The following is an 18,581-nucleotide window of genomic DNA, read 5'->3' on the forward strand; positions in this document are numbered from 1 at the left end:
CAAGTATTCAAAACAACATACCCAAACTACTTAAATGCAGTGAGATTAATATCCGACTGGTAAGCCTAGCATTTCTCGGGTAACCAAGGTCACGCCTTTCTCGGTGACTCGGAAACCTCGTGCTTCGTCATCCTGACGGCTATGTCCGATAACCATTCCTTCAGGAATAATACAACCTCTGTCAATGATTGCACGGCGTATTCTACAATGACGTTTTATTTCCACATCAGGCAAAATAACCGACTCATCAACAACACTATACGAGTGAACACGAACATTGGAGAAACAGACGCTCTTACGGACTGTTGCACCGGATATTATGCACCCTCCAGAGACCACTGAGTTGATTGCAGCACCACGGCGGTTGTCTTCTTCCCAAACAAATTTAGCGGGAGGAAGTTGCTCTTGATAAGTCCATATCGGCCAGCGCTTATCATACAAATTTAGTGCTGGTACAGGTTGTACCAACTCCATATTAGCATTCCAAAATGAATCTAGTGTACCCACATCACGCCAATACACTTCACGTTGGTCGACTTCATCAAAGGCATACGCATAAACCAGTTGATCTTTAATGATATCTGGAATTATGTCTTTACCAAAGTCACGATCTGACTCTGATTTTTCGGAATCACGTTTTAGTTGCTCGAATAAAAACTCGGTGTCAAATACGTAATTACCCATAGAGGCTAAACACATATCCGGATTACCTGGAAGAGGCGTAGGGTTTTCTGGCTTTTCTTCAAAACCTATAATTCGCATTGATTCGTCAACTGACATAACACCAAACTGACCTGCGGCTTCTTCTATAGGAACTGGCATACAACACACTGTCATTTTTGCACCAGATTCTGCATGGCGAGCAAGCAAAGTACCATAATCCATGCGATAGATATGATCGCCTGATAAGACCATTACATATTTAGGTAATTCGTTACGAATAATATCAATATTTTGGAACACCGCATCTGCAGTTCCTTGGTACCAATTATCAGAAGAACGTTGTGATGCTGGCAATATTTCTACTGATTCACCCAGTTCTTTTTTAAAGTGTCCCCAACCTCTAACCAGGTGGCGTATTAATGAGTGAGATTTATACTGAGTAACCACTCCAACTCGGCGTATGCCAGAATTAATACAATTGGAAAGAGGGAAGTCGATAATTCGAAATTTACCACCAAAATACAAGGCAGGTTTGGCTCGCCATGTAGTCAGTTCATGCAACCTAGAACCGCGGCCGCCAGCTAAAATTAGAGCATAAGTATCACGAGTTAAATTACTAATATAACGGGGGTTCTGTCCTTCCATATAATTACTTCCTCAAACAATTTATAATAATGTTGGATCAAGGCGAACGACGGCTCAAACAGCTACCTTGATGTAACGAGTTTGGCACGTACTTTCGGCAAAAACAATTTGATTTGTTAAAATTTTATTAAAGATATTTTCATTAACCCAATCTTAGGGTGGCAAAATAGATATTATTCGCTAATATTAAGCCAGTTTTAATTGTTGCAGCGTCGAATAGGAATCGAAAATGCATCATATGGCGATTTTAGTCACCGACAATTTTCCGGTGTTTGAATTAGGTTGTGCACTGGAAGTGTTTAGTTTGCCTAGACAAGAAATATCGCCATGGTACAAATGCGATGTTATAAGTTTTGACGGCAAACTGCTAACTTCTTCTACCGGATTGTTGATGCAGGTCAACGAAGTAACTGAATTACTGCATTACGACATTTTGTTGATTCCTGGTTGGGATACCGATTCCCGCAAAATTAAATTGGCACTGGCAGAACAAATAGTAGCATTCCACAGTTTAAATAAACGCATAATTACATTTTGTTCTGGTGCTTTTTTGCCAGCACAATTGGGTTTGCTTAATCATTGTAAAGCCACCACTCATTGGCGTTATGCTGAACTTTTTAAACAACGATTTCCTATGGTTGAGTATGTGGATAACGTACTTTATACCCAGCAAGATAATGTCTACTGCGCGGCAGGAAGTGCTGCCGGATTAGATTTATCGTTAGAAATTGTGCGCCAAGACTATGGACATGAGGTAGCCAATATAGTGGCTAGACGACTGGTTATCTCTCCTCATCGAGCTGGTGGGCAGGCACAATTTGTTGAAACTCCGATGCCGCAAAAACACCACAGGTTTGCGAAAACCTTACAGTGGTCAATTAAAATGTTAAATACTATTTCTAAAGTAGATGATTTAGCGCGACATGCAAATATGTCCCGTCGCAGCTTTGATCGTCATTTTAAAGCGTCTGTAGGAATGCCGCCAAAAGAATGGTTAAATCAACAGCGAATCAGATTAGCTAAAGAATTATTGGAGCATGATCGTCTATCCATGGATGAACTTGCTTCTCGAGTTGGGTTTGATAATACCGTTACTTTAAGATTCAACTTCCATAAATTTGTTGGTATTTCCCCAAGCGAGTACCAACAACAGTTTTATCAAGGTTAGTAAGAGAAATTAATGCCATTACAAAATCAACAAAATACCCCCTTAGAAAAACAAAAAGTCATATTCGATCACGATGGAGGAGTGGACGATTTATTATCGTTAATGCTGCTATTAACAATGGATCATATCGATTTGTTGGCGGTAACAGTGACCCCAGCAGATTGTTATTTATCTGATGCCACGCTATCAACGTTAAAAATCCTATCTATGTTTAATCGTTCTGATGTGCCTGTTGGTCAAGGGCAATTACACGGTGAAAATGCCTTTCCGGCGGACTGGCGCGCGCAACCCAAAATATGTAACGTGCTACCGGACATGTTGGCGCAATCTTATGACAAAAAGCAAATTTCGGATCTGAGCGCAGAAGAGTTGATCAACAAATGTTTAACTGAGCAGCAAAATGTAAGTGTATTAATGACAGGCCCGTGTACCAACTTAGTTGCTGCATTTGAAAAACAGCCTGAATTAAAGAGTAAGATTAAAGACGTTATCTGGATGGGGGGAGCGGTGGATGTACCTGGAAATGTAGCCATGTACAACCACGATAAAAGTGCCGAGTGGAATGCTTATTGGGATCCTGTCGCAAGTCAAAAGCTGTTCGCTTCAGGTTTAAAGATTAAACTCATCGGTTTGGATGCCACTAATTGTTTGCCCGTTAATATTGATTTTTTGGGGCAGTTAGCCGAACAAAAAAACTATCCTATATCGAGTTTAGCTTGTCAGTTTTGGGCAACCACTATCAATACCATTCCTAGTTATGAATTTACCTATTTTATGTGGGATGTATTAGCAACCAGTGTATTAGCCCTGCAAAACGGTGAAATAGAATTTGAATCTGTTAAATTAAATGTCGCTACAAGCGAACCTAATGCTGGGCAAACATATCGAGATCCAGAGCAGGGCTTTGATATCGACGTGGCATTCAATGTCGATAAGGATGCTGTTCTAAACTATATATTAAAACAATTTAGATGTTGATCTAGGAGAACCTCACATGGCAGCCCTCAAAAAAATCGTATTCGCAATTTTAATACTACTTACTCTGTTTATTGTATTTGGGTACTTTCTGCCATCTGAGTATCGAGTTCAACGGAGTATTACAATTAACGCCTCGGCGGATAACATTTATCCGCAAGTGGCGGATCTTAAACAATGGCGCAATTGGGGTGTCTGGTATCAACGGGATCCCGATATGCAAGTAGAGTTTTCAGGCGATAGTGCATCCATAGGCATGCAATCTTCTTGGCAAAGTGTGTCAGAAGGCGATGGTATTATGACAATTTCTGCTTTAGAGCCAAGCCAAAGTGTCACCTATGAACTCTACTTTTCTGCCTTTGATATGACATCCCAAGGGCAATTAACCTTTCAAGAAAGCAATGGCCAAACATTAGTCACTTGGATTGGTACTGGTGATGTTGGGCTAAACCCTATTAACCGCTATTTTGCACTCGCCATGGACTCGTTAATTGGCCCAGACCTTCAACAAGGCTTGGAGAACTTAAAAGGTATTATGGAAGATTAGCGTTCAACATCCAAATTGAGTGAAGTAGTGGTGACGACAAGTTGAGCGTTTTTTGCCTAAAGTCAGGTTGCCAGCTAATAGACTGTATTATTCGCTTTTAAGTTGTATGCTTTGGTCGGCTAAGTCGTCATATGCAGACATTCAAACTTTTAGTAAATCAATATCACCGCCACACCGAGTATTGTGATTATATACAGATTTAGCTTCGAAGCCGTAACTATGCAAGATCACTGGTAATTGCCGTACTTTCACAGAGGGAAAAGTAGAAATCTGAAAAAACCTATATGTTGTAATAAGTTACCCTCTGTGATTAAAATAGGTTAAATTTATATACGGCAAAAGCCAGTGTTTAAACACGGACTTTTGCGACTTAATAATACTGTTATACCTGCAAAGAACAAAAAAGGAATTGTTAACATGGAAAGTATGAAGAATGAAAAGTTCACTGAGGGCGTTCCAAAATACGCTCAAGGAACGTTTGATAAACAGTTAAATTACAATCTTTGGTCTACTTCCAGAACACGATATATTGCAGCACGCCGTTTGCGGTCAAAAGATCGTAGATCTTCAAAGGCTATCGCTTTTCTGTCTGCATACTTAATTATTTTCACATTGTTTGATTTTCTTTTTCTTAGCAATACTGACGGTTACAACAGTGGCTATATTCTTCTTCTCAATGTAAATTTTTCTTTGCTGATCTTAATTTTCAGCCAGCTTGAAAGCTCTGCATCATATGGTGTTAGAGCTGTTAAATTCCATTCCTGTGGATTAGAAGTTGCTCATTTGTACAAACAACTAAGAAGGCTTAAATCTCGATATGAAAACCTTGATAAAGATGATGCTTTCTACAAAGAACTACAGGAAATAGATGACAAATATGATCAAGTATTAAAAAATCATGAAAATCATGAGCTACTAGATTTCAAATTATTTAAATCGAACTACCCAGATTACGAAGACCATTCATTATCAAGTAGTGATATTTTTTGGATAAAGTTTCATCACTATGTCAAAGATGTTCTTGTGTATCATATCGTTACTTATATACCTTTGTTTATTCTTGCTGTGGTTGTTTTTAAATTCGGTGGTTTGGTATAACAAGCGCATAAACACTCGCTTCGCTCGCGTGGGACAAATATATGTAGGCTCCCTGCGCTTCGCTTGGTATTTTAGCCTACATATATTTGCCCGTTACGCGGGAAGTTATGCAATAAGAGATTTCTCACAGACCAACTTTAAGAGATATAAAATAGACAATGGCTAATTTTATCGAAACAGAGATGTTGCCGATTAGTAAATATCTTGCAACGTCAAAAATACTCAAGGTTCCAGAGTTTCAACGAAGCTATGCATGGTCTGAGGATGAAGTATCCCAGCTGTGGGATGACGTCGTTGAAGCAATAGAAAACAATAAAAACGAATACTTCATCGGTCCAATTGTTGTTAAAAACAACAAAGAATCGTTAGAGGTTATTGATGGCCAACAAAGATTAACTACCTCCCTTATTTTGATAAGTATTATTAGGAGAGTGTTTCGGTTTAGCGGTGATAATGAGAGGGCAGACTGGTTTAGGAATGAATTCTTTGGGAAGCAGGATGTTGTAACTTTAAAAACATCAGAGAAGTTTTTCATGAACGAGGAAAATAACGAAACATTTAGAAGTTTTGTTATAGCCGACTCAACCAAAGAAAATATAAAAAACGAACAAAAGAAGTATCTTAAAAAGAACTCAAATTATCTATTGCTTCAATCAATACTGACGCTTTGGGAGCTGGTAGAAAATCATATTGGTTCAAAAAATGAAAAGCTATTGGAACTCCATAATTTTCTTTATGAAAAGGTAAAGGTCCTTGTGTTGACAGTCCAGGATGAGGCTGATGCTTACGTCATTTTTGAAACATTAAATGATCGAGGGAAAACCCTTGATACGATGGACTTATTAAAAAATCACCTATTTTCAAAATCAAAGAGCTATCTGCCAGAAGTCAAAGAGAAATGGAGTATAGTAAAAGAAAAGCTTTTTGAAATAGACCCAAAGAATAGATTTTTGTCGCATTTCTGGTCTTCCAAATATGGCCGTAGCTCTAAAACAGGTTTGTTTAGAATTATAAGGGATCAAATAGATAGTTCAGCTAACGCTGTAAAATTTGCCACTGAGCTAGCTTCTTCCGCGAGAGTCTACGCTGCTCTTCAAAATCCAGAGAGTAGTTATTGGGATTCTCATGAGAAGAAAACTAAAAAGCATATCCTCGTGTTAAGGCTATTGGATTCACAGCAAAGTTTACCTGTGTTGATGGCGGCTTCGGGAAAATTTGATGCTAAGGAGTTTCAAAAGTTGGCGTGGATTATGGTCGTAATGGCCGTAAGGTATAATTTGATTTGCGAAGGGAGGACAGGAGTATCGTCAAACTATTACTCTGAAATACCAAGAAAAATAAATTCAGGAGATTACCAAAAGGCCTCGCACGTTTTTAAACATCTGAAATCAATTTACCCGAGCGATGACGAATTTAAAAATTCGTTCTTGTCAAAATCATTATCAGATACTAAACGAGCCAGATATTTACTTATAGAAATAGAAAATCACGCCAGTGGGGAAGAAAAAGTAGTCAATTCAGATCCAGAAAAGGTGAACTTAGAGCATGTCATGCCGAAAAAGATTAATCAAAATTGGAATGAGAGCTATACCGGTGTTAATAGTGATGAAAGAAGCTATTACGTAAACCTTCTGGGGAATATGGCTTTGGTTTCAAAAGAAAAGAACAAGCGAGTAGGAGCCAAAGGTTTCGAAGAAAAGAAATCAGAGCTTTTTTCAACTCAAGAAGAGTTTAAATTTACAAAAAGCATCGCAGATGTATGCGTATGGAATAAAGAAAGTATAGAAGATCGCCAGCTAAAATTAGCAGATGCTGCTGTTAATGTATGGAAAATAGAAATGGCTTAATGCATAACAATAAAATCCAGCCGACGCAAAATGCGCGCGGCTGATTTAGGTGTTAGGTGTTTAAAGGATGAATCGGTTTATCGTACTACTTTTACTCTTTGCAATTGTATCGTGTGCTAAATTTGAAACAGCTCCAACTCGAACTTTCGATATTTCTAGTGGAGTTGTAGATTTATCCATTGAGGTAGGAGGCAACTGGGACAAGGTATGCTTCATTACTCCTTATACCGATAATGCGGGTGCAAAAGAGGTGTTGGGTTTCGATTTTAATGTTGAAGAGAAAAGTGGTATCTCTATTTTGGATGGTATCACTCTTGTTATCGCTACAAAGGGTAGTCAGGTCATTGAGTATTTTGAAACCCCAAGAAGCAACATTGATTTTTCCTCTTTAAATTCTGGATGTTTTTCCAAGTTCAATGCTAAGTTCAAAGTAGTAAAAGACAATAACGGATGGCCTAATGTACAGAACACCTAACAAGTGAATAATGTCGTCGGTTGTCATGCTGGTATCCGTAGGTTACTTATTCAGTGAATAAGCAGAGCTGACCTTACTCGTTTTGTCCCGCGCCGGTCACCGGTAGGACCTTCTCATCAGTCTATGCTCGTGGGTTAATCACCGATTGATTCTGCCGCAATTCAATCAGGTAAGAAAACGAGTTAAAAAACGCCATTTATTTTGCCGAAATAAACACACCTTGGGTTTTGCCGTGTCCGGTGTCTTGGTCGTATTGTTTATTCTGTAGTTGGTAGAATTTTACGAGTTTGGCGACTTGTTTGCTGGCTTGGGATTTTAATTGGTTGCATTGAAAATGGGGAGGCATGCTTTTTAGTTTTCGTTCAATGCTTTCACCTGCTTCAATCCAAATAGCCTGATGGCCTTTTTCGTGATCCAATAAAGCGGTGTAATAATCGTCAAAGGTTTGTTTTAAGCTTTCTGCTGCAGTTTTTCTGTTAGACATTTCGGGCATGGTATAAAGCCCCTCTAAATACACTTTGATGCCTACAAGTCGACATAGGTTGCCGCTAGTTTGTAATCCAAAAACCGGTGTTAACTGCCATTGAGTGCGACCGTGAAATAGTTGATTTTCTTTCACTACGGGGGAGTTTGCGCGCAATTCAATTTTTATTTGCTGTCGAGTCGTGGGGGCAATGGAATAGTGTTCGAACTTTTCAGTTAACACAACCTCAGAAAAAGCATTTAAGCTTGTAAACAGCAAGAAGCCGCAACTCACGCGCTTTATTCCAGCTAAAAACATCAATAATTCACCGTAACATCAAACGAATACACTCTAAATTACGGCTTTATAGCCTAGATTGAAAGAGGTTTACGCTGACTATCCACTAGCTTGCCATGAATAATTCCTTTTATTTAGCTTAAGATTGTTATCAACCTGACAAATGCCAATTAATTGTATAAAATTTAAACAGGGAAGGTGGTGGTAACACCATCAATTTATAATGGAAAGGTTGATACTTTGAATACAGCTCGCACTAAAAGTAACCCTATGATTATGGTTAGCTTGATTGTCGCACTGCTACTTTTAATTGCGGCTATTGTGTATTCGAGTTCTAAGCCCGCCACAGGACCAAAGGTCATCCATTTATCTTCAGGTGAATGGGCTCCGTATTCGGGAGAGTCTCTACCGCAAAAGGGAATTGCGAGTGTCATAGTCACCTCTGTATTTGAACAGATGGGCTATCGAGTCGATTTGCAATTTATGCCCTGGAGTATTGCCCAATCAAAAGCGGAATTGTCGCAGCAGGATAGTCAAATTCGAGGGACTTACCCTTATATCAAAACCGCAGAGCGAGAAAATCATTTTTACTTTAGTGAACCTATCATTGATGTTCCTAACGGGATCTTCTTTCACCTGAAACATACCCCGCAGGCGGCCAACATTAGCGAACCGTCTGAGTTACAAAATTATGCGGTAATCACCCTGGCAGGTTACGAATACACACCTAGATTGGGACAGTATATTCCTAACAATACCTGCAATTTCAAAGATACGCTTCAGGGCTTTGAAATACTTGATGCTAACCAAAACTGGATACTGATTAGCGAAAAAAAGTTAACTCAAAGGCAATTGGTTGAAGTAGCTAGTAGCGCAGAAGCAAAAAGGTTGAAGCTGACCGAAAGGGTACTTCAGGTTAAACAAGTGAACCCATTTCACTACAACCAAATAGATCCTCAACATTCTCAACCCCTTTATGCTTATCAATCAAGTGAACAGCAATTTCACTCAGGCAGTGAGTTAATCAAGAATAGTAATCTAATTGTTACCCCTGATGTCGCGTCTAAAACAGCAATAAAATCGAATCAGCCCACAGTTTGTCAAATGCCGATTAACACCGCGTTAATATGGCTGGCTTATACCTCTAAGCCTAAAGTTTTCATTGAATCTCAGCAAGTCGGTGAAACCTTATTAACCCAGTCGATGCCAACGTTATCGGCAAAAATAGGCTTTGCAAAATACGTTGATTATGTGCCGCATAGCGTGATGTTTTCTAAAAATAATCCGAATAATCTCTCACTTAGAAATCAGTTTAACCAGGTTCTAGATAATCTAAAAAGTAATCCGCAGGCCTATGACAGCTTGTTGACGCAAGTTGCAAATGAAATTGATATGGCTGATTCAGTGAAATTGGTATCAACTGGTGGTAGTGCCCTTGTAGAAGGGCAGCGGTATGATCCTCAATCAAATCGTTGTTCGCCAACCGAAGTATTTACCTTTCCAAAAGGAAGCAAAGCGTTGGTGCGTCAATGGCCTGAAATTTTCTTAAATAACGCACGCATACTCACACAGCAGAAAGTCATTGCCAGTGTGTTAAATGGTCCATTGGCGTCAAAAACCACTTTATATTGTTTTGAGCCAACCGCTGTGCAACTACAATAAAGTTTGTAACGGAGAACCTATGAAACGTAAAAAAAACAGTAGTTTTTTATCAAAATCGGCACCTTACTTACTGACAATATATTGTTTAGCGGTGCTATTATTCTTTCTTGCTGAGTTAAAGCTCTTTGGCCTTGACGAATATTTAAGGGCTACTAATCAGGTATTGATCTTATTTGCATTGTTGATCATGCCATTTGTGATTATCAATATGCCGAGTTTTATTCAGTCACTCACCTTGAAGGTTTCCGATAAAGAGTTTCATGTTCAGCTCAATGAATTGGAATCGAATTTTAGTCAAACCATTGGGCGGGTGCAGCAACAAGTCAGTACATCGGAGCAGTCATTCTGGCCAATACTGGCTGGAGAAGATGTATTGGCGTCAAAACGACTGGAAGGGCCTAATCCGAAAATCATCATTGGCGCTAAAAATGACCTCTCTCAGATGTTTTTTACAGAGCTTTTAGCGTTGGCTATAACCCATGAGAATTCACATATTGTCTGCGAAATACGTTATCCAAATGGTGATAGCATGCATAACTTCGCCGAACTTAAATACCGATGGCTGGATGTTTACATGGACTATACCGGTACCTGCCTGCAATATTTTAATATCCATCATAAAACCGAAACCGGCGGAATTAAATCACCAGATGAGCTCACTGAGGAGTTAAATCAATATGGACAAGGGTTAGGCATTCAATGGTTACCTAATTTAGGTTGCAGTGAAGATTATTGTTTAGTTATGACCCCTGAATACGCTGAATCTGAAGAAATAATCAGTATTAGCGATTTAAAAACCAAAGGCGGTAAACTGACGTTTAGTGCAGATCCTGAATTTATGAACAGAAAGGATTGCCTATTAGGCTTGTTAGACTACGGTGTGAAATTCAAATCTGTTTTACCTTGCAGTGTTACCGATCGTTATTCAGCCAAAGAAAGTGGTGAAGCTGAAGTGTTTGTAGGTTACGAATCTGACCCACAAGTATCAAGAGGCGAAGTGACTATGTTAAAAGATACTGATCAGTTTTTTCCTCGTTATTTAGCTCAACCGTTAGTGTCAGCTGCGGTTTTGAAAAAATTTCCGGAGCTTGAAGCACGGCTGCTAATATTGCATGACTGCATGGATACAGAACAATTAAATGAGATTGTTGCCAAAATAGGAAATTCGAATAATGATCCTGTGCGAGCTAAAGAGGAAGCGAAAAAAATATTTAAACAGGCACTGAAAAAGCACCAACAAAAAAACACAATGCAGGTTTAACGACTCTGTCATAAAACAATCAGACACAATACTCAAGATAACAGGGCGTTTGCAACCTTAGAGGTGGAAGACCGGCCGAGCGCTTGCATTATATTGTTTCCCGCATTCACTAGTTTTTCAATATCAATACCGGTGTGTATACCCATACCATTTAGCATGAATACCACATCTTCAGTTGCAACGTTGCCAGAAGCGCCTTTTGCATAAGGGCAACCGCCTAAACCTGCCACCGCGCTATCGATGGTACTAATTCCTTGTTGCAACGCGATCAAAATATTGGCTAAAGCTTGACCATAGGTATCATGAAAATGCACCGCAATTTTTTCCCTCGGAATAACCTGTTGAACGGCTTCTAACATCTTACTGGTTTTAATCGGTGTGCCCACGCCAATAGTGTCGCCAAGTGACACTTCATAACAACCCATAGCCAATAAATGTTGTGCAACCTCTGCTACTTTTTGCGGCGCGATATCGCCTTCATAGGGGCAACCTAACACACAAGAAACATAACCTCGAACTGGCATGTTGTCTTTTTTAGCTTGCTCTACAATGGGAACAAAGCGCTCTATACTTTCGGCAATTGAACAATTTATGTTTTTCTGTGAAAAGGTTTCAGAAGCCGCGCCAAATATAGCCACCTCATCCACATTTACCGATTTGGCATTGGTGTAACCTTGTAAGTTGGGAGTGAGCGCTGAATAGGTTATACCCGGTATTCGCGTTAACTCTCGAAATAATTGAGTACTATCAGCCATTTGTGGCACCCACTTAGGTGATACAAAGCTACCTGCTTCGATAAATTTTAAACCAGCCAGGGCCAAATCATCAATTAGCTGCAGTTTACTGGCTAAATCAATCAGTTGTTTTTCATTTTGTAGACCATCTCTGGGACCTACTTCGACGATTTTAACCTGTGTTGGATAACTGCTTGTCATAGGTTTACTCCTCGGCTTCAAAGTCGAGCAGCACAGCACCGCCATCTACAAGATCACCGGCGACAAAATAAAATTCTTTGACCACACCTGCTTTTGGCGCTTTGATGGCGTGTTCCATTTTCATTGCTTCCATCACCATTAACGTTTGTCCTTTTTCTACTTCCTGATTAACCTCTACTAATTGCGCAACTATGGTGCCATTCATAGGAGCCGCAAACCCGCCATGGTGATCATCTGCGTCACTGAGACCTAAATCTGCGGTATTGAGTTTACATTGGATGGCAAACTCTTTAGTAAATAGGGTCGTGAAGCCTTGATGGGGTTGCAGCTTCATCTGCAGATTTTGACCATTGATAGTGACGTCAAAGTGATGGCCATCAAGTTTGCCAACACATTCAAAACAACCTTCAGATGTGCTGACATTAATGACTGTGAAACCTAATTGGTTGCATGGTAAATACTCAACTGTCACTTCGATACTCTGCTGTTGAATATCAACGCTTAGCACTTCTGTGAACCGTTCGTTCATGCGCCAGTGGTTCTGTGCATGCCAAGGCGAGTTTTTATTATCTGAGACTGACGTTAAAGCCTGCCGTTGTAATATTAAGTAGGTTACTGCCGCTGGGGTTATTAGTTCATGTTGCAGGGCGTTTTTAACAAAAAGTTCAGACTCATGTTGTTCAATAAAGTGAGTAGTTAACTGTGCTTGTTTGAAGGCTGGATGAGTTGCCAAGTTGTACAGAAAATCGATGTTTGTAGTAACCCCGTCAACTTGATACACACTTAAGGCGTCAGCAAGTTTGCTAAGGGCTTTTTCACGATTTTGATCCCATACAATTAATTTCGCAATCATAGGATCGTAAAACGGTGTTACTTCGTCACCTTCTATCACACCTGTATCAATTCGAACGTTATCCGTTTCTGTTGGGGGCGATAACCGACTTAACAAGCCAGTAGAAGGTAAAAATTGATTATTTGGATCTTCAGCGTAAATTCGCGCTTCAAATGCATGTCCATTTATACTTAGTTGGTCTTGTTGTAAGGGGAGAGGTTCACCTTTGGCCACGCGGAGTTGCCATTCCACTAGATCTTGGCCGGTGATCATTTCAGTTACTGGGTGCTCTACCTGTAATCGAGTGTTCATTTCCATGAAGAAAAATTGGCCATCGGGTTCCAGCAAAAATTCTACAGTGCCTGCGCCGATGTAACCAATTGCTTGAGCCGCAGTTAAGGCTGCTTGTCCCATTTGCTGGCGTAATTCTGAAGTCATGCCGGGTGCAGGGGCTTCTTCAATGACTTTTTGATGACGTCGTTGCACTGAGCAGTCTCGCTCAAACAAATAAACACCGTTTTTATGGCTATCGCAAAACACTTGGATTTCTACGTGACGAGGTTGCGCTAAGTATTTTTCAACTAGCATAATGTCATCACCAAAACCTGACATGGCTTCACGTTTTGCCGCATCCAATGCGTCGTAAAACTCATTGCTATGAGCGACTTGTCGCATGCCTTTACCACCACCGCCGGCAGCCGCTTTTAGCAGAACCGGATAGCCCATGTCATCGGCATGTTTTTTTAACAATTCTGGAGATTGATCATCACCGTGATAACCCGGTACTAGCGGAACGCCAGCTTGCTCCATTATATGCTTAGCGGCTGATTTGGAACCCATAGCTTCTATTGCCGCAACAGGTGGTCCAACAAAGATAATATTATGTTGTTCACATAAACGACAGAACTGTGAATTCTCTGATAAAAAACCGTAACCGGGATGAATCGCATCCACGTTTAGTTTAATTGCCGCGGCGATAATCAGCTCGCCTTTTAGATAACTATCACGGGTTGGCGCGGGGCCAAGTCTGACTGCTTCATCAGCCATTTTTACATGCTGCGCATTGATATCAGCATCGGAATAAACTGCAACGGTTTTAATGCCTAACAATTTGGCGGTTTTTATAATTCGACAAGCAATTTCTCCGCGATTAGCGATAAGCAATTTGTCTATGTTTTTTAGGTCATTCATGATTTTTCCCGCCATGCTGGTTGTCTTTTTTCCAAAAACGCAGCTAATCCTTCTTGACCCTCTGCTGACACCCGTGTTGTCGCAATACGTAAACTGGTTTTCTCAATAAGCTCTTCGTCCAGTTGTTCGTCTTTAATATCAAACACTAATTGCTTGGCAGCAGCTACTGCGACAGGCCCGTTATTGATTATTTGAGTGACCAATAAATCAACTGTTGAATTTAATTCTTCCTCGGTAACCGCTTCACTGACTAAGCCCAAACGACGTGCTCTGCGAGCAGAGAAAACTTCCGCAGTCATAAAATAGCGGCGTGCGACTCTATCGCCAATCGCATCGATAACATAAGGGCTAATAGTCGCAGGTATCAAACCTAATTTAACTTCGCTCAAGCAAAATTTGCTTAAGCGGCTGGCAATGGCGATATCACAACAAGAAACTAATCCAACCGCACCACCAAATGCTGCGCCCTGAATTTTTGCAATAGTAGGTTTGGGCAGGGTGTAAAGAGTATGCAGCATATGCGCTAATGCATTTGCATCCGCTAAATTTTCTTCATAACTAAAGTTAGCCATGCGCTTCATCCAGTTGAGATCCGCGCCAGCGCAGAAACTCTTGCCATTGGCTTGCAAAACCAGTACGCGCGCTTTGTCGTCTCTGGCCACCCGCTTAAAACAATCGGTAAGCAATGCAATAGTGTTATCGTCAAACGCATTGTGAACTTCTGGTCGGTTCAAGGTAATGGTCGCAACGCCGCGGGAATCAAGGGCGTAGATTACATCTTCTGAATGTGTTTGTAGGGTACTAGGAGTATTATTCATAACGGAAATCACCTTACATTCTAAACACGCCAAAGCGTGTTTCTTCAATGGGTTTATTGAGTGCTGCAGAAATTGAAAGCGCGAGCACAAAACGGGTATCAGCAGGATCTATTACACCATCATCCCAAAGTCGCGCGGAGGCATAATAAGGGTGGCCTTGTTGTTCATAGGTATCAATAATAGGTTGTTTAAATGCGTTCTCTTCTTCTACACTCCAGCTTTCGTCGTGCCGTTGTTTTTGATCTCGTTTGACTTGCGCTAGCACGCCAGCAGCTTGCTCTCCACCCATCACCGAAATTCGCGCATTTGGCCACATAAACGTAAACCTAGGATCATAAGCTCGGCCGCACATACCATAATTGCCAGCGCCGAAACTACCGCCAATTAACACGGTAAATTTAGGCACTTTGGCACAGGCTACTGCGGTGACCATTTTAGCTCCATGTTTGGCGATTCCGCCCGACTCGTATTGTTTACCCACCATAAAACCGGTGATATTTTGTAAAAATACTAATGGAATTTTTCGTTGTGCACATAGTTCAATGAAGTGTGCGCCTTTTTGTGCAGACTCTGAAAATAAGATGCCGTTGTTGGCAACTATTCCCACGGGATGACCGTAAATACGTGCAAAACCGCAAACTAGAGTAGTGCCGAACAGCGCTTTGAACTCATCGAACTCTGAGCCATCGACTACTCTTGCGATTATTTCACGGACGTCGAACGGTTGTTTACTGTCTTTGGGAATAACGCCATAAATATCGCTAGTGGGGTAGGCAGGCTCTTTAGGTTCAATTAAGTCCAAATAATTGGGTTTAGGTCGGTTTAGACGGGCAATTGCATTTCTGGCTAGTTGCAATGCGTGATGGTCATTGTTAGCTAGATGATCGACAACACCCGATGTACGGCAATGCACGTCACCACCACCTAGTTCCTCAGCCGTGACCACTTCACCCGTGGCGGCTTTCACTAAAGGTGGGCCACCTAAGAAAATCGTACCTTGGTTCTTGACGATTATGGATTCGTCAGCCATGGCAGGCACATATGCACCGCCAGCGGTGCATGAACCCATCACAACCGCTATTTGTGGAATATTTTGCGCAGACAAATTTGCTTGATTATAAAAAATTCGACCAAAGTGCTCCCGATCTGGAAAGACTTCATCTTGTCTTGGAAGATTCGCACCACCTGAGTCCACCAGATAAATACAAGGTAAATTATTTTGCTCGGCTATGGTTTGGGCGCGCAAATGCTTTTTAACGGTTAAAGGATAATAGGTGCCACCTTTAACCGTCGCGTCATTTGCGACTATCATACATTCCACACCTGATACTCGACCTATCCCAGCTATTACGCCCGCTGCGGGGACATAATCTGCATAGACATTCCATGCAGCAAGTTGGGACAACTCTAGAAAAGGAGAGCCACTATCTAACAGCGCATTTACTCTGTCTCTGGGGAGTAATTTCCCCCTTGCGGTATGACGTGCATTGGCCTTATCACCGCCACCCAATTTAATTTTGGCGATAACTTCTTTTAAGTCGTTAACTTGCCGAGCCATGTTGGCAGCGTTATCGATAAACTCTTGGCTTTTAACGTTTAATTTGCTGACGATAGGGGGCATGCATTCGCTCCTAATCCGGTTAAGTAAAATTTAACCCCATTGTGATGACATCTAAATGTCAAAAGTTGGGAATTAGCAGGTTTCGTTAAATAATTCGCGACCAATTAACATGCGACGTATCTCTGAAGTGCCAGCGCCGATTTCATACAGTTTTGCATCACGCAACAAACGACCTGCTGAAAACTCATTGATATAACCGTTACCACCGAGTAACTGAATAGCATCTAAGGCCATTTTGGTTGCTAATTCGGCCGAATAAAGTATCGCGCCTGCTGCATCTTTACGGGTGGTCTCACCTCGATCACAAGAACGCGCTACGGCATAAACGTAAGCTCTGGCGGCATTCATCTGGGTGTACATATCTGCAACTTTGCCTTGTACTAATTGGAACTGACCAATAGATTGACCAAATTGTTTGCGGTCATGAATGTAAGGAACAACAAGATCCATGCAGGCTTGCATGATCCCAAGTGGTCCACCTGAAAGCACTAATCTTTCATAATCTAGTCCACTCATTAATACGCGGACACCGCCACCTTCTTCGCCAAGGATGTTTTCCGCAGGCACTTCGCAGTCTTGGAAAACAAGCTCACAAGTATTCGATGAGCGCATACCTAATTTGTCGAGTTTTTGAGCTTGGCTAAATCCAGCAAAAGATTTTTCCACTATAAAAGCGGTAATGCCTTTGGAACCAGCTTTTACATCTGTTTTTGCGTAAATGACAAAGGTGTGGGCATCAGGGCCATTGGTTATCCACATTTTGTTGCCATTGAGGATGTATTTATCCCCTTGTTTATCGGCTCGTAGTTTCATACTCACGACATCTGAACCAGCATTAGGCTCACTCATCGCGAGCGCACCAATGTGCTCACCAGATACTAGCTTTGGAAGGTATTTTTGTTTTTGCGCTTCAGTGCCGTTTTTGTGAATCTGATTAACACAAAGATTTGAATGGGCTCCGTAACTTAAACCGATCCCAGCAGATGCTCGGCTGACTTCTTCCATGGCGATAGTATGAGCTAGATACCCCATATCTGAACCACCATATTGCTCCGCGACCGTCACGCCCAATAAACCCATTTCACCTAGTTTAGGCCAAAGATGATTAGGAAATGCATTTTCTTCATCGGCTTTTTCTGCCAAGGGCGCTATTTCTGCTTGGGCAAAATTGTATACGTGATCACGAAGCATATCGATATCTTCGCCTAATCCAAAATTAAGTGTAGGGTAGGGAGCGTTCATCAAACTTATCCTTTATTTAATTGTTCAAGTTCGTCTTTGCATCGAGACTCAACTTCATCTAGCTCGATCATCAGGACGTTTATATCTTCAAGTTGTTGAATCAAAATGGCGCGTTTTTCTGTGGTCATTTCTAACATAGCTTGAAGCTGAATTTTTGAATTTTGGTGGCTGTCGTAAAGGTTAAAAAGGGTGCGCGTTTCTGCTAAGGAAAACCCCAATCGTTTACCACGCAAAATGAGCTTTAATCTAACTTTGTCTTTTTTACTGTAGATTCGAGTTTGCCCCGCACGTTGCGGAGACAACAACCCCTGTTCTTCATAAAAACGTATGGAGCGGGGTGTTACATCAAAATGTTTAGATAACTCCCCTATACTGAATGTGGGCGCGTCTTGTTCGACTCCAGAGCTGTGTTTCTCAGATTTATTATCAGCATTCATTTCGCATTCCTAAACGTGTAAAACGGCGATAGTGTGTATATGTCACAAGTTTATATTTTTGTTTGTTTTAAAATTAAAGCTTACGTTTACGTATACGTCAACTTGATGCCGAGAATAAACTACCTCAATTAGAAGATCAACTTTTTAACATTTCCCATTTAATATAGTTGATATTATTTATTCAGTTAAAACGAGTGAATAAATATGAAAAGCAAACATGACAAGAAGGTAGGTTAATAGATTAGCTTAGGGCAAAAATAACGGGCTTTAATTTGCCGCTGAATAGCCAAAGTTAAGCGTCGGGTAAACAGCTTCGACTCACATTAAAAGTTTTACTGAGTAGCTAACAGCTTTAACAAGGTAAACTACTGATGTTGCGCAAAATATGCTTATTATTACTAATG

16 protein-coding genes are annotated in these 18,581 nt (G+C 40.8%); 8 read left to right on the top strand and 8 right to left on the bottom strand.

The genetic code is table 11. From position 1 onward, the window contains the following. Positions 1-45: 45 nt before the first annotated feature. Positions 46-1,308: a glucose-1-phosphate adenylyltransferase gene (gene glgC, locus VUI23_RS09270; protein ID WP_216047265.1), complete on the bottom strand. Its 1,263-nt coding sequence runs from the start codon at positions 1,306-1,308 to the stop codon at positions 46-48. Positions 1,309-1,537: 229 nt separating this feature from the next. On the opposite strand from glgC, the gene VUI23_RS09275 reads away from it, so the two are divergent. From VUI23_RS09275 to VUI23_RS09300, 6 genes are all read left to right on the top strand, one after another. Beyond that, positions 1,538-2,476 carry a helix-turn-helix domain-containing protein gene (locus VUI23_RS09275; protein ID WP_342807986.1) on the top strand — a complete coding sequence of 313 codons (939 nt, stop codon included), beginning with the start codon at positions 1,538-1,540 and terminating at the stop codon, positions 2,474-2,476. A 12-nt stretch (positions 2,477-2,488) separates the two neighbouring features. Continuing rightward, positions 2,489-3,454, top strand: a complete 966-nt coding sequence (locus VUI23_RS09280) for a nucleoside hydrolase (RefSeq protein WP_342807988.1) — start codon at positions 2,489-2,491, stop codon at positions 3,452-3,454. Positions 3,455-3,470: 16 nt separating this feature from the next. Beyond that, positions 3,471-3,998: an SRPBCC family protein gene (locus VUI23_RS09285; protein ID WP_216047262.1), complete on the top strand. Its 528-nt coding sequence runs from the start codon at positions 3,471-3,473 to the stop codon at positions 3,996-3,998. 417 nt (positions 3,999-4,415) lie between these two features. Beyond that, complete coding sequence (locus tag VUI23_RS09290) at positions 4,416-5,096, top strand: SLATT domain-containing protein (RefSeq protein ID WP_342807990.1); 681 nt, start codon at positions 4,416-4,418, stop codon at positions 5,094-5,096. A 158-nt stretch (positions 5,097-5,254) separates the two neighbouring features. Further along, positions 5,255-6,943, top strand: coding sequence for a DUF262 domain-containing protein (locus VUI23_RS09295; protein WP_133470491.1), 1,689 nt, complete (start codon positions 5,255-5,257; stop codon positions 6,941-6,943). A gap of 67 nt (positions 6,944-7,010) precedes the next feature. Beyond that, entirely contained in the window at positions 7,011-7,418 is a 408-nt protein-coding gene (locus VUI23_RS09300; protein ID WP_342807992.1) for a hypothetical protein, read from the top strand. Positions 7,419-7,614: 196 nt separating this feature from the next. Here VUI23_RS09300 and VUI23_RS09305 read toward each other — a convergent pair whose 3' ends face one another. Further along, positions 7,615-8,199 (bottom strand): DUF922 domain-containing protein, encoded by a 585-nt coding sequence (locus tag VUI23_RS09305; RefSeq protein WP_342807994.1) that lies wholly within the window; start codon positions 8,197-8,199, stop codon positions 7,615-7,617. A 180-nt stretch (positions 8,200-8,379) separates the two neighbouring features. On the opposite strand from VUI23_RS09305, the gene VUI23_RS09310 reads away from it, so the two are divergent. Both VUI23_RS09310 and VUI23_RS09315 read left to right on the top strand, forming a co-directional pair. Beyond that, the gene (locus VUI23_RS09310; protein WP_342807996.1) at positions 8,380-9,840 is read left to right on the top strand and encodes a hypothetical protein; all 1,461 of its coding nucleotides are present in this window, start codon (positions 8,380-8,382) and stop codon (positions 9,838-9,840) included. A gap of 19 nt (positions 9,841-9,859) precedes the next feature. Continuing rightward, positions 9,860-11,101 carry a glycine betaine ABC transporter substrate-binding protein gene (locus VUI23_RS09315; protein WP_342807998.1) on the top strand — a complete coding sequence of 414 codons (1,242 nt, stop codon included), beginning with the start codon at positions 9,860-9,862 and terminating at the stop codon, positions 11,099-11,101. Positions 11,102-11,133: 32 nt separating this feature from the next. On the opposite strand, the gene VUI23_RS09320 is transcribed toward VUI23_RS09315, so the two are convergent. The 6 genes from VUI23_RS09320 to VUI23_RS09345 form a co-directional block, all read right to left on the bottom strand. Further along, on the bottom strand, positions 11,134-12,036 hold the full coding sequence (locus VUI23_RS09320; RefSeq protein WP_342808000.1) for a hydroxymethylglutaryl-CoA lyase: 903 nt from the start codon (positions 12,034-12,036) through the stop codon (positions 11,134-11,136). Between the two features lie 4 nt (positions 12,037-12,040). Then, positions 12,041-14,059, bottom strand: a complete 2,019-nt coding sequence (locus tag VUI23_RS09325; protein WP_342808002.1) for an acetyl/propionyl/methylcrotonyl-CoA carboxylase subunit alpha — start codon at positions 14,057-14,059, stop codon at positions 12,041-12,043. Further along, complete coding sequence (locus VUI23_RS09330) at positions 14,056-14,877, bottom strand: enoyl-CoA hydratase/isomerase family protein (RefSeq protein WP_303501906.1); 822 nt, start codon at positions 14,875-14,877, stop codon at positions 14,056-14,058. The genes VUI23_RS09325 and VUI23_RS09330 overlap by 4 nt, the downstream gene beginning before the upstream one ends. A 13-nt stretch (positions 14,878-14,890) precedes the next feature. Continuing rightward, the gene (locus VUI23_RS09335) at positions 14,891-16,498 is read right to left on the bottom strand and encodes a carboxyl transferase domain-containing protein (protein ID WP_342808004.1); all 1,608 of its coding nucleotides are present in this window, start codon (positions 16,496-16,498) and stop codon (positions 14,891-14,893) included. Between the two features lie 72 nt (positions 16,499-16,570). Continuing rightward, positions 16,571-17,740, bottom strand: coding sequence for an isovaleryl-CoA dehydrogenase (locus tag VUI23_RS09340; protein ID WP_303501907.1), 1,170 nt, complete (start codon positions 17,738-17,740; stop codon positions 16,571-16,573). A 5-nt stretch (positions 17,741-17,745) separates the two neighbouring features. Then, complete coding sequence (locus tag VUI23_RS09345; protein ID WP_303501909.1) at positions 17,746-18,177, bottom strand: MerR family DNA-binding transcriptional regulator; 432 nt, start codon at positions 18,175-18,177, stop codon at positions 17,746-17,748. Positions 18,178-18,581 lie beyond the last annotated feature (404 nt).

The organism is Alteromonas sp. M12 (assembly GCF_037478005.1).
GTDB lineage: Bacteria > Pseudomonadota > Gammaproteobacteria > Enterobacterales > Alteromonadaceae > Aliiglaciecola > Aliiglaciecola lipolytica_A.